12 protein-coding genes are annotated in these 12,372 nt (G+C 65.9%); 9 read left to right on the forward strand and 3 right to left on the reverse strand.

What is annotated here, in order from left to right:
• Positions 1-13 precede the first annotated feature (13 nt).
• The gene (aceE, locus tag EV645_RS19210) at positions 14-2,746 is read right to left on the reverse strand and encodes a pyruvate dehydrogenase (acetyl-transferring), homodimeric type (RefSeq protein WP_130445252.1); all 2,733 of its coding nucleotides are present in this window, start codon (positions 2,744-2,746) and stop codon (positions 14-16) included.
• Complete coding sequence (locus EV645_RS19215; RefSeq protein ID WP_130445253.1) at positions 2,743-3,735, reverse strand: universal stress protein; 993 nt, start codon at positions 3,733-3,735, stop codon at positions 2,743-2,745. Before EV645_RS19215 ends, aceE begins: the two co-directional genes overlap by 4 nt.
• 177 nt (positions 3,736-3,912) lie before the next feature.
• Here EV645_RS19215 and EV645_RS19220 point away from each other — a divergent pair, with 177 nt between their 5' ends.
• The 4 genes from EV645_RS19220 to EV645_RS19235 all read left to right on the forward strand — a co-directional run bounded on the left by EV645_RS19220 (position 3,913) and on the right by EV645_RS19235 (position 8,212).
• A complete protein-coding gene (locus EV645_RS19220) occupies positions 3,913-5,154 on the forward strand; it encodes a PucR family transcriptional regulator (RefSeq protein WP_130445254.1) in 1,242 nt (413 codons plus the stop codon).
• A 192-nt stretch (positions 5,155-5,346) separates the two neighbouring features.
• Positions 5,347-6,099 carry a hypothetical protein gene (locus EV645_RS19225; protein WP_130445255.1) on the forward strand — a complete coding sequence of 251 codons (753 nt, stop codon included), beginning with the start codon at positions 5,347-5,349 and terminating at the stop codon, positions 6,097-6,099.
• A gap of 40 nt (positions 6,100-6,139) precedes the next feature.
• Positions 6,140-7,288: a transaldolase gene (gene tal, locus EV645_RS19230; RefSeq protein WP_130445256.1), complete on the forward strand. Its 1,149-nt coding sequence runs from the start codon at positions 6,140-6,142 to the stop codon at positions 7,286-7,288.
• Between the two features lie 231 nt (positions 7,289-7,519).
• Positions 7,520-8,212 (forward strand): hypothetical protein, encoded by a 693-nt coding sequence (locus EV645_RS19235; RefSeq protein WP_130445257.1) that lies wholly within the window; start codon positions 7,520-7,522, stop codon positions 8,210-8,212.
• Between the two features lie 13 nt (positions 8,213-8,225).
• Here EV645_RS19235 and EV645_RS19240 read toward each other — a convergent pair whose 3' ends face one another.
• The gene (locus EV645_RS19240; protein WP_130445258.1) at positions 8,226-8,813 is read right to left on the reverse strand and encodes a TetR/AcrR family transcriptional regulator; all 588 of its coding nucleotides are present in this window, start codon (positions 8,811-8,813) and stop codon (positions 8,226-8,228) included.
• A gap of 95 nt (positions 8,814-8,908) precedes the next feature.
• Between EV645_RS19240 and EV645_RS19245 the strand changes: the two genes are divergently transcribed.
• The 5 genes from EV645_RS19245 to ygiD all read left to right on the forward strand — a co-directional run bounded on the left by EV645_RS19245 (position 8,909) and on the right by ygiD (position 12,339).
• Positions 8,909-9,103 (forward strand): hypothetical protein, encoded by a 195-nt coding sequence (locus tag EV645_RS19245; RefSeq protein ID WP_130445259.1) that lies wholly within the window; start codon positions 8,909-8,911, stop codon positions 9,101-9,103.
• Between the two features lie 63 nt (positions 9,104-9,166).
• Positions 9,167-9,634 (forward strand): universal stress protein, encoded by a 468-nt coding sequence (locus EV645_RS19250; protein WP_130445260.1) that lies wholly within the window; start codon positions 9,167-9,169, stop codon positions 9,632-9,634.
• 28 nt (positions 9,635-9,662) lie between these two features.
• Positions 9,663-10,172, forward strand: coding sequence for a TraR/DksA family transcriptional regulator (locus EV645_RS19255; RefSeq protein ID WP_242000530.1), 510 nt, complete (start codon positions 9,663-9,665; stop codon positions 10,170-10,172).
• Between the two features lie 94 nt (positions 10,173-10,266).
• Positions 10,267-10,968: a restriction endonuclease gene (locus EV645_RS19260; protein ID WP_157997107.1), complete on the forward strand. Its 702-nt coding sequence runs from the start codon at positions 10,267-10,269 to the stop codon at positions 10,966-10,968.
• A gap of 465 nt (positions 10,969-11,433) precedes the next feature.
• Positions 11,434-12,339, forward strand: coding sequence for a 4,5-DOPA-extradiol-dioxygenase (gene ygiD, locus EV645_RS19265; protein WP_242000513.1), 906 nt, complete (start codon positions 11,434-11,436; stop codon positions 12,337-12,339).
• Positions 12,340-12,372 lie beyond the last annotated feature (33 nt).

Consider the following 12,372-nt stretch of genomic DNA (forward strand, 5'->3'; position numbering starts at 1 on the left):
CTTGAACCGGCAGCTATTGCTGCGGGTCGTGTCGGTGGGTATCGAGGTGATAGGTCCGTTGCGCCTCGTCCACGACGGACGAGTCGAGCTCACCGCTGCCGGCGAGCTGCTGCAGGGCTCGTACGACGATGGATTGTGCGTCGACTCCGAAGTGACGGCGCAGTGCGGAGCGGGTGTCGGAGTGGCCGAAGCCGTCCGTTCCCAGCGAGGCCCAGATGCCGGGGACCCATGGGGCGATCTGGTCGGGTACGGCGCGCATCCAGTCCGACACGGCGATCACCGGACCGGACGACTTGCTCAGGCGCCTGGTGACGTAGGGGATCCGGGGAGGTTGGTCGGGGTGTGCCAGGTTCCAGTCGTCGGTGGCGAGCGCGTCGCGTCGTAGCTGCGTCCAGGACGTCACCGACCATACGTCGGCGAGGATTCCCCAGTCGGTGTGCAGGAGGCGCTGCGCTTCCAGGGCCCAGGGCATGGCGATGCCGGCCGCAAGGATCTGTACCGTCGGTCCTTCGCGGGCGGGCGCGGGGGAGTAACGGTGCATTCCGGCGAGGATGCCGGGGATGTCGACGTCCGGCGGCTCGGGCGGCTGTGGGGTCGGCTCGTTGTAGAGCGTGAGGTAGTAGAACACGTTCTGGTCTTCGCCGGCTCGCGGTTCCCCGTACATCCGGCGGAGGGCGTCGGCGGTGATGTGGGCCAGCTCGAACGAGTAGGCGGCGTCGTACGCGATGCATGCGGGATTGGTAGATGCCAGCAGCAACGAATGACCGTCCTGGTGCTGCAGACCCTCGCCGTTCAATGTGGTCCGGCCGGCAGTGGCACCGAGCAGGAATCCTCTGGTCATCTGGTCCGCAGCCGCCCACAGTTGATCGCCGGTGCGCTGGAACCCGAACATCGAGTAGAAGATGTAGAGCGGGATCATCGGCTCGCCGTGCGTCGCGTACGACGTGCCGGCCGCGGTCCAGGATGCGGCAGAGCCGGCCTCGGTGATGCCCTCGTGCAGGAGTACTCCGTGGATGTCCTCTTGGTAGCTCAACATCTGGTCGCGGTCCACGGACAGGTAGTTCTGCCCGTGCGGCGAGTAGATCTTCTTGGACGGGAACAGCGAATCCAGGCCGAAGGTACGGGCCTCGTCGGGGATGATCGGAACGAACCGATGTCCGATCTCCGGGTCTTTCATCAGTTCCTTGAGCAGCCGGACGAACGCCATCGTGGTAGCGATCTCCTGCCGGCCCGAGCCACGCCTGGCGATCCTGTAGGCCGCCGCGGGCGGTAGCTCGAGCGGGCGGCAGTCGACCCTGCGGTCGGGCAGGTAACCACCCAGTGCGCGGCGCCGATCCTGGAGATACTCCAGTTCGGGGGAGCCCTCGGAGGGCCGGAAGTACGGCGGTTTCACCGCGTCAAGGGACGCGTCCGGGATCTCCAGGAACAACCGGTCCCGGAAGGCTCTGAGATCGTCGAGGGTCAGCTTCTTCATCTGGTGGGTCGAGTTGCGGCCCTCGAAGCGGGAGCCCAGGGTCCATCCTTTGATGGTCTTGGCCAGGATCACGGTCGGTTGACCAGTGTGTTCGGTCGCGGACCGGTAGGCGGCGTACAGCTTGCGATAGTCGTGTCCACCGCGTTTGAGATTCCAGATCTCGTTGTCGGACAGGTGCTCGACCATGGCGACGGTGCGAGGGTCGCGGCCGAAGAACTGCTCGCGGACGAACGCGCCGGATTCGGCCTTGTAGGTCTGGAAGTCACCGTCAGGCGTCGTGTTCATCAGGTTGAGCAGCGCACCGTCGGTATCTGCCGCCAGCAGCGAGTCCCATTCGCGGCCCCAGATCACCTTGATGACGTTCCAGCCTGCGCCGCTGAAGTACGACTCCAGCTCTTGGATGATCTTGCCGTTACCGCGCACCGGGCCGTCGAGACGCTGCAGGTTGCAGTTGACGACGAAGGTCAGGTTGTCGAGTTCTTCGCGGGCGGCGACACCGATCGCGCCGAGGGACTCGGGCTCGTCCATCTCGCCATCACCGAGGAAGGCCCACACCCGCTGCCGGCTGGTGTCTTTGAGACCACGGTTGTGCAGGTAGCGGTTGAATCGGGCCTGGTAGATCGCGTTGATCGGGCCGAGCCCCATGGAGACCGTGGGGAACTCCCAGAACTTCGGCATCAGCCGCGGGTGTGGGTACGACGGCAACCCGCCGCCCGCGCCGGAGTGAGAGAACTCCTGCCTGAAGCCATCGAGTTGGTCGCTGGTCAGTCGGCCTTCAAGGAACGCCCGTGCGTAGATGCCTGGCGAGGCGTGTCCTTGGAAATAGATCTGGTCGCCGCCGCCAGCTGCATCGTGGCCGCGGAAGAAGTGGTTGAAGCCGACCTCGAACAGTGCTGCGGCCGAGGCGTAGGTCGAGATGTGCCCGCCCACGCCGACACCGGGTCGCTGGGCCCGGTGCACCATAACCGCGGCGTTCCAGCGGTTGTAGGCCCGGATCCGCTGTTCGAGGTGCTCGTCGCCGGGGAAATCTGGCTCGGCATCGGGTGCGATCGTGTTGAGATAGTCGGTGCTGCGCAGATTGGCGACACCGACGCGCCGGTCGCGCGCCCGCTGCAGGATGCTGAGCAGCAGGTACCGCGCCCGGTTCTGACCGGCATGGTCGACTACCTGATCCAGAGATTCCAGCCATTCCTGGGTCTCTGACGGATCGAGGTCGAGTAGCTGACTGTGCAATCCCAGGCTCTCTGGCAATCCCTGCGGGGTCGGGGTCATGACAGCTCCTTCAGGTCCGAGAGCTCGTCCGGTCTGATCGCAGGACGGCGCGGCCCTGCCGGTAGGCGTTGTACGGACGGAGTCTGGTGCGGGCGAACGACAGCGACAGGGCAGGCAACGTGCTGCAGCACGGCCTGACTGACCGATCCCAGCAACATGCCCGCAAATCCCCCGCGACCGTGCGACCCGACGACGACCAGTTCCGCGCCGACCGACTCCTCGATCAGTGCCTGCGCCGGATGGTCGCGTACGAGCTTCATGCGTACGTCGCTGCCCGGAAGGAGCATGCGCTCGCTCTCAATCGCAGCGGCGAACAGTTGCCGGTCGATCTGGTCGACGATGTCGGCCGGAACGTGGAGCAAGTGGTGCGATCGGGTCGGCATCGCCGCGTGCACAGCGGTGATTCCGACGCGGCGGCGATCAGCCTGCTGGAAAGCGAACCGGATCGCCGCGGCCGAGACCTCCGACCCGTCCACTCCAACGATGATCCGCCCGGCGGGTGAGGTGGGGAACGCTGAACCGTCTTCGTGAGGATGAACGACGACCACCGCACATGGCGCATGTGCGGCCACGGAAGCACTCACAGATCCCACCAGCAGACCACGGAAGCCACCGACGCCCCGGCTGCCCAGGACCACCAGGTCGGCATCCCGCGCCTCGTTCAGGAGGGTCATCGCCGCCGGCCCGACGAACATGTTCCCGGTGATCTTGATGTCAGGGGCCACTTCGCGCGCCCGTGCCTCCGCGTCCCTGAGGATCCATTCGGCAGCCGATTGCAGGCCGAGGCTCGGGTCGGCGACGAAGCTCATGTCGAAGGGGTTGCCGGTCATCGGCCAGCTGAAGGCGTGCACGATGCGCAGGGGACAGCGTCTCGACGCTGCTTCTGCAGCAGCCCAGGCCAGCGCACCCTCCGCGGATACCGAGCCGTCCACGCCGACGAGAACGGCCCGCCGACGCCGATCTCTCACAGCGGCCGTCTTCGTTGCCATATCGCCTCTCCGCTTCAGCTCTGGGGTCCCTGTGACGCCGACTGTGCCCTTGCGGCGGCGAGGCGGGTAGTGCGGTCATCGGCGAACCTTTGACCGCGCTTATGGCCGACGTCCGGCAACGATGCTCTACTGGGACATGGCCCAGGACCTGTGTTCATCGAGCGTCGGGGGAGTGGCATGAGCGAGTCCGGGGGGCTGCAGTGGCCGGGTTCCACCACCGCCAACAGCGCGGATGAAGCCTGGTTGACGGCGATCGCGCAGGCGGCCGCAGGCGACTCCGAAGCACCGCTGGAGCTCCTGGTCGAATACCTCACCCTGCTCGCCGACGCTGCCATCTCCGGCAGACGGCCACGTGAACATGAGCTGGCGATCGTCCGTGAACTTGGGCGTCGTGCAGCCGAACAGGGAATCCCCGCCGGACGGGTCGCCGACCTGTACCTGTCCGCAGCGTGGCGGATGTGGCGGGACCTGCCTGATGTCGTGCCGTACCGTGACCGCGACACCGTCCGTGCGTCGGCGCAGGCGGTGCTCCGCGCGGTCGGCGAGGCGATCGCGGTCCTGGTGGACAGCTACCAGGTAGCGACACAGCAGCTGGTCAGGCAGGAAGAGTCGCTACGCCGCGAGTTGGTCGACGATTTGCTCCGTGGCGACCCTGACGTGGCCCGAATCGTGGAGCGCGCCGAACCTTTCGGTATCGACCTCGGCCGGCCACACCAGGTGGTCCTTGCGCGGCCCGCCGACCGTCTCACCGAGGGCGATACGAGCGCAAGCATGCTGGAGCTCTTCATCCTCGACCGGTTCGGAGACCGCGAAGTACTCGTGGCGACCAAAGAAGGAATGCTGGTGGTGCTGATCCCGGCGACGGCCCCCAGCACGGCACCACGCACAATCGTCCAGGAGGTCGGAACCCTGATCCACGACGCGCTGATCCGGCACCGCTCGGGTCGCGAATGGCGCGTCGCAACGGGCCGGCCGTACCCCGGCTCGTACGGCATTGCGCGCTCCTACGAGGAGGCACGAGAGGCTCTGGCGCTCGCCGACAGGTTGCGGCTCGACGCCCCGGTCGTCAATGCACGAGACATGCTCGTGTACCGAGTTCTGGTTCGCGATCAGGCCGCGATCGTCGACCTCATCCAGGCCGTCCTCACACCATTGACCCAGGCGCGCGGTGGCCCTGAGCCGTTGCTGCAGACGCTCGAGGCGTACTTCGCGACCGGCGAAGTTGCGACCGACGCGGCACGCCGCCTGAACGTCTCGGTGCGCACCGTCACCTACCGGCTGGCCAAGGTGAAGGAGCTGACCGGCCACGATCCGGGCAATCCTGACCAGAGATTCATCCTGCACATCGCCGTCCTTGGCGCTCAACTTCTCGATTGGCCCGCACATGACTTCCATCACGGTGCGGACACCCAGTCCTAGCCACCCGAGCACGGTGCCCTGGCGAGAGATCTGATCATTGCCGGACTCCGGCGATCAGGGCCGCCTCAGTTCGCCGGTCAGCGCCGTACCGTTCGTGCGCCCGCGGAGGCAGAGTTGTGGCTGTACGAACGAGGAGGTTGTCATGAACCGATTAGTCGTCGTCCGCCCCGCTGCATCGACGCGGAAGACACCATGAAGGCCTACCGGATCTGCTGGCTGGTCCTGTGCGGTGTGCTGGGTGTTGTGGGGACGGCCATGGCATTCACCTGGTCGCTCTCGAACGTCATCATGCTGGTCGTCCTCGCGGGCATCACGGGTGCAGTGGTGGCCTTGGTCGCGCTGGCGAATCCGGACGGACCGGCCCGGGACTCGTGGGAGCGACGGTGGATCGTTGCCCGCACCACGGCGCTCACGGCGGTCGCCACGGTCTCGTTCATCGGCCTCGGCACCTTGCTCGGCGCGCCGACGGCGGTGCTACTGCTGGCAGTCGCCGTGGGCGGTTCGCCCTTCGTGATCCGCTACTGCGTGCGGTGGCTCAGAGACCGCGGCCACCTCACAGTCCCGGCTCCCAAACCAGCCCGACCGAACCGTGATACCGGCTCGGCACCGCTGGCAACGGCGACGATCATCAGACCCGAACCAGATCTCGACACCAAGCCTCCGGTCGCGCCCGCCGTACTGAGCGACGAAGAGCTCTGCACGGCCTGGCGGGCCAGCTTCTCGGCTCTGCAGAAGGCCGGCTCGCCCACTCAACGGATGCGGATCGTCGACGAGCGCCGGGCATATCTCGACGAGATCGAACTCCGAAGCGTGCACGGCATGGCGGCGTGGCTGGCGTCAGGGCCGAGGGCCGCTGGAGACCCGAGCAGATTCGTCCTGGGAGACGGCGCTGCAAGTCGCGCCCGCATTGATTGGGACGACCTGCTCCACGACATGGAGCAGTGACAACCACGACTCCGGCGGATACCGGGGAACCGAGAGCGCGATGACCAAACTGGAACATCTCTATGCCTACTTCGGGCAGAGCCCCTGGCTCGACAATCTCACCCGGGCCTACCTGCGTGACGGAACTCTGACGCGATTGGTCGGCAACGGGATCCGCGGCGTCACAGCGAATCCGACGATCTTCGCCAGGAGCATCCTTGGATCCGACGACTACGACGAGCAGTTCTCGGCGCTGATGTCGGTCGGCACATCGGTGGACAAGGCGTACTGGGAGTTGCTCATGTCCGACGTCGGCCAGGCGCTCACCGTACTGCGCCCGGTCTTCGACGCCGGAGACTGCGTTGACGGGTTCGTGTCGGTGGAAGTGTCTCCGGAGTTGGCTCACGACGCGGCCGGCACGATCGACGCAGCGCGATGGTTGCGGCGTCGTCTCGCCCAACCCAATCTGCTGGTGAAGATCCCGGCGACGGCCGAAGGTGTGACCGCCGTCGAAACGCTGACCGGCGAAGGGAGCAGTGTCAACGTGACGCTGCTGTTCTCCCTGTCCCGCTACGCCGAGATCATCGAGGCGTACCTGTCCGGCCTGGAGAAGTTCACTGCGAACGGCGGTGATCCCTCGACTGTCAGCAGCGTCGCATCCTTCTTCGTGAGCCGGGTTGATACCGAGGTCGACCATCGACTCGAGGCGCTCGGCACCGACGAGGCGCTGGCCCTGCGCGGTCAGGCCGCCGTCGCTCAGGCCAAGCTGGCCTACCGGTCGTTCACCGAACAGTTCTCGAGCCGACGCTGGCACCACCTCGCCGACCTGGGAGCTGATATCCAGCGTCCGCTGTGGGCCTCGACGTCCACCAAGAATCCCGGCGACCGCGACACCCGCTATGTCGAGGAGCTCATCGGCCCCGACACTGTCACGACTTTGCCCGAGGCAACCATTGCCGCCTTCGAGGACCACGGCAGAACGGCGCGCACCGTCGACCACGGTCTATCGCAGGCAGCCGAAATCATGGAACGCCTGGCCGTGGTCGGTATCGACATGACGGCCGTGGGACGAACCCTCGAAGAGAACGGCATCGCCAGCTTCGAAAAGGCTTACCAGGACGTTCTCGCGAAACTCACGGAGATGAAGGCTGCCCAGCGTCGAACTGCCCAGCGTCGAACTGCTCCGCGCCGACGTCGAGCCGACAGATAGGTGGGCCGGTCGCGGTCGTCCGCATCGGGCGCGCTGTTGCCGGACGCCGGAAGCAGGGCATCGGAAGGTTCGCCGATCGCGGCCCTACTCGTCATCGCCGCAGCGCGGCAAGGTTGGACGTGACCAACGGTATGACGGAGTACTGCTAGGAGGTGCGTCGTGCAACCTGTGGGGAGGGTGTATCGCGTCGTCTGGCTGCTGTTGTGCGGGCTGCTCGGTGCGGTAGGCGCGATGGCTGCGTTCACGTTGTCGCTCGGTGCGGTGATCGCGGCGCTGGTGATGGCGGCCGTCGCCGGCGGTTTTCTCAGCTGGCTCGTCCTGACGCCCGAAGGTGACAACCCACGACTCCCGCGCTGCCAGCGACGAGCGGTGGCAGCGAGTTCGGCTCTCAGCGGCGGTGGCTGCGTGGCATTGATCGGCTTGGGGACCCTTCTGGGCGCCCCGACAGCGGTGGTTCTCGTGACCTTTGCGGTCGGCGGATCGCCTCGAGTCATCCGGTTCGGCGTCCGCTGGCTCAGGCAACACGATTACCTGCAAATACCGCACGGCCAGGGTGTTGCCGCAGACCGCACCGGAACCTTGTCGGAGTCTGTCCTGGAGCCGGGCGCAAACGCCGAAGCGGAGCCACCAGCACCTGTCCGGACCGACGCTTCCCAGCTGAGCGACCACGATTTGTGCCTGGCATGGCGGGCCAGTTTCTCTGCGCTGCAACGGTCCACCTCACTGGCGCAGCGCTTGCGGATCGTCGCACAGCGACAGGCCTGCCTCGACGAGCTCGAGCGCCGAAATCGTCGCGGCATCGCGGTCTGGCTGGCCTCCGGCGCGAGAGCCGCGGGAGACCCCCGCCCGTTCGTTCTCGGCGACAGCGGCGCGGGCCGTTCTCCGATCGATTGGGACAGGCTGATCCACGGGACAGGCAAATGAGCCGCTCGTCCCGTCAGCTGCGCGACAGGTGCGACGTCACCGCAGGCGTCAGGAAGTCGATGGCGCGGTCGGTCCACCCTTCACGCGGACTCCCGAATCTGAGGACCTCTGCGAGGTACGCGCCGACGAGGATTCCGAGAACGGTGTCGGGATCGATGTCGGGGGAGAGCCGGCCCGATTCGATGTCGGCATTCATCAGATCGATGAGCGAACTCAGACGAGTGGCAAGTCGCGCGCGTACGGCGGTGGTGAATTCAGGATCACTGCCGGTGATGACGGCCGCCGTCGCACCCGGGCCGAGCCGATTTTGCAAGATGTCGCAGATCCGGTCGAGAACCCAGCGCAGCTTCTCTCGGACCGGGAGGTCAGGGGCCGGCGGAGCAGGTTCGACAAGCCGCTCCATGAGCGCGGTCAGGAGCTCGCGCCGGCTGCGATAACGCCGGTAGATCGTCGTACGCGCAACGCCGGATCGATGTGCGACCGAGTCGATGTTCACCGCGGCCGGGCCTTTCTGGCGAAGCAACTCGTGAGCCGCCTCGAAGATGCGCTCATCGGTCGATTCGAGCCGGGGGCGGCCTCGTCCGTTTGTGGTGTGGGGCATGAGTCCAGTCTGCCGGGAATAGATCTGCAGTCAATTACGCTACAGTCAGTGTAGCGATGAATGTTGGAGCGACTACCCGAAGAGGAGTGGTAACCGTGACAGGTGGAATTGAGGCGATTCTCCTGATGCTGCTTGGGGTGGCGGTGGTGATCATCACCGTCCGACTCGCTGTGCGCGCCCACCGGATCAAGCAGGCGGCCTTGCCCAAGCCGGCGACTGACTCCGGTTCGGCGGGCACTGCCGGCGACGCGCCGGAGCCTGAGCCCGCCATGAGCGCGGGTCGTCGCTGACGACCTACGCCGTATCCCAGGACGCGCTCGATGCGCGCGTACATCACCAGAGGAGAGACAGAGATGGAGAAGATCGTCGTCGGTGTCGACGGCAGCGAGTCTGCACAGCAAGCCCTGGAATGGGCGGCAGCTGAGGCCAAACTGCGTGGCGCCGACCTGCTCGTCGTACACACCTGGCAGCAACCAGCTGCTGTCCTGATGTCCCCGTATGCGCCGGTGCTGGCCGATACCGCCGCGTTGGAGGAGGCAGCATGGCGGACGCTGACCGACAGTGTGGCCGCGGCAAACGTCACTGAAATCGTGGGTCAGGTTCAACAAGTCGTTGTGCAAGGCTCCGCCGCACCAGCTCTGATCGAAGCGGCACAGGAGAGCTCGCTCCTCGTGGTCGGTTCGCGCGGACGAGGCGGCTTCGCCGGGCTGCTGCTCGGGTCGGTCAGTCAGCAGATCGCTCACGAGGCCACCGTTCCCATCGTGATCATTCCGCCGGTCGCCAGAGCGACGGACGGAAACCGCAGCCAGGCGGAGGGCTGATCGATGGCTTCCGTGATCGAGGTTGGAGGTGCTGTGGCGGCCGGTCAGAGGGCTGTCCGGGACAGACAGATGTTGTCCGCAGACGAACTTGCCCCGACTCAAACTGAGGCTGCGCGAGCACCGCATCTTCCGCCGGAACCAATTGCGTGAGCTCTCCGCATGGCCCAGGCAGGCACAAACGGAGTGCACAAGTGCGCGGATCGAGGTTCAGGCCCAGCTCACCGCTGCTGCGATGAAGGTACTGACTGACATCGACGCCGCCTTGAATCGGATCGAAACCGGCGTGTACGGCCATTGCGAGATCTGCGAAGCGCCGATCGGTCTGCAACGTCTTCGAATCATGCCGCATCTTCGCTACTGCGCCCAGTGCCACCATGCCGAGGAGGTCGCAGTCCGAGAGGTTGTCCTCGTCTCTGGTGAGCCGCTGTCGGCGGTGGGTGCCATCATGGGCGACCAGGAGTTGTCTGGGGAGGGGTCGCGTGGAAGAGCCACAGAAATGGACCTGGGTAGCGCCACCGAACTGGCCGCCGGCGCCTGACGGTTGGGCTCCGGGAGAGACTTGGCAACCGGATCCCACCTGGGGTCCGCCGCCCGTCGGCTGGCAATTCTGGCAGCTTCGGCTGCAGGTTGCGATGCAGGCTCGAGTCGTCGTCGACACGTGGGAAGAGGCAGAACGTCTGGCAGCCTGGCATATGAAGAGCCTCGGCTTCGCCGACGCGGCTGTCACCGGAGCAGGCAACGACGGTGGTATCGACGTTCGTTCCGCTCAGGCAGTTGCCCAGGTCAAGTACTACGCGCAGGCACCGGTGGGAGCGCCGGCGGTTCAGCAGTTGCGCGGTGCAGCTTACGACCGGCAGTGGGCGATCTTCTACTCCCTCAGCCCTTATACAGCGGCCGCTAGTGACTTCGCGGACTCTGCCGGAGTTGCCCTGTTCTCGTACGATCTGGCCGGAAACGTTGCTGCGGTCAACGGCCCGGCGAAGTCGCTGGCGGCTACGGCCGGGGTGGATGAGGCTGCAAGGCCGGAGATCTTTGAACTCCATCGATCCGTCCAGGGTTCGGTGCAGAGCATGGTCGACCGCGAACCGGCCGTCATGCGTCGGATCCTCGAATTCGCGGCGCGAGCTCGGCAGGAAGGCGGACACTGGGCGGTCGTCGCACAGCAGGTGATCGATATCCTTTCCGAAAACTCAAAGAGTCTGCAGTACCTCCTTGCCTCGTCGAACGGCTCGGTCGACTCGGCATTGCTGGAGAGTCTCGAGGCCATCATCCTGTCGAATCGGAGAGCCGCAAGCATGCTGTCAATCGATGTCGACCGGATCAGCCGGGCTTGAACCGTCTCGCCCTGAACGCTTGTCCTGGGGGCCTACACGGCCGGGGGTGAGTCCGGCGACGCTCGGGTGGCTGGTAAACAACCGCGAGGGTTTCTGTGGTCGACGCCTGGTTCTCGTGACTGGAGGCAGCCATCGACGATCTCGCGCGCCGCTCACTCTCGAAGACTCACCAGTTCGCCGGAGGATCACTGGCTGGGAAGGAGTCGAGTCCCCAAATTTCGACGATGTCCGAGGCCGCGGGGTCCCGCGGCTCCGGCGCCGGGCTTTCCGAGGGCCTTGGGGCGCCGGTGTCGAGGTCTGCGGGTACCTGCGGTGGTGGCGAACTGCTCATCTCGTCTGCATACTGACATGCCGAACACACGTCGGCCATAGCCAACGAGTGGTCGTGGCCGGCACTGACCTGGGTAGCGCAGTTGCCGCCCTGACACGCCGGTCGCTCGACGCTCTGCTGTGTGGTGCGGACGTATGGCCACGCGGCGTAATGTCGGGCTGGACTCGAATCGGGAGATGACCGTGGACAAGACCCGCATGCCCGTTGCGTTCCTCGGCCACGGCAACCCGATGAACGCGCTCCAGACGAACCGCTATACCGAGGCCTGGCGGATCTTCGGCGCATCGGTGCCGCGGCCCCGCGCGATCCTGGTCATCTCCGCGCACTGGTACACCAATGCGACGGCAGTGACCGCGATGCCCCGGCCCCGGACCATCCACGACTTCTACGGATTCCCGCAGGAGTTGTTCGATGTGCAGTACCCGGCGCCTGGGGCGCCAGAGGTCGCGGAACTCGTGGCGGACGTCTGCAAGCCCCGCTGGGTCGGACAGGACATCGACAGCTGGGGAATCGACCACGGCACATGGTCGGTACTGCTCCACGCCTTCCCGGACGCCTCGATCCCGGTCGTCCAGCTGTCTCTCAACGCGTTCAAGGACTTCGACCATCACCTCGAACTCGGCCGTAAGCTGAGCCCGCTGCGTGACGAGGGCGTTCTCATCGTCGGCAGTGGCAACATCGTCCACAATCTGCGCGCCGTCGATTATCGCAAGCCGGACTCGGGATACGACTGGGCGTTGCGTTTCGACGAAGCCGCGCGCGAGCTGCTCGAGGGCTCCCCCTCGGAGGTCGCGGCTCTGGATGCTCATCCTGACTTCGCCCAGGCGGTTCCGACGCCAGACCACTTCCTGCCTCTGCTCTACGCGGCCGGGCTCGCCGACGATGAGCCGTTCGATCTCCTTGTCGACGGACATGCCGCCGGCTCGATCTCGATGGCCGCCTACACTCTCGGGCTCGATTGTGACACGACCGTCGGCTCAGCAGCGGGGCCTGCTGCCGCACTGCCAGACGACGTTCCGACGATCGAGAGCAACCTCTGAATCATGGTGTGATCCGAGCCGTGGCCGGCCTGC

It is taken from the genome of Kribbella rubisoli (assembly GCF_004217145.1).
Classification (GTDB): Bacteria; Actinomycetota; Actinomycetes; order Propionibacteriales; family Kribbellaceae; genus Kribbella; species Kribbella rubisoli.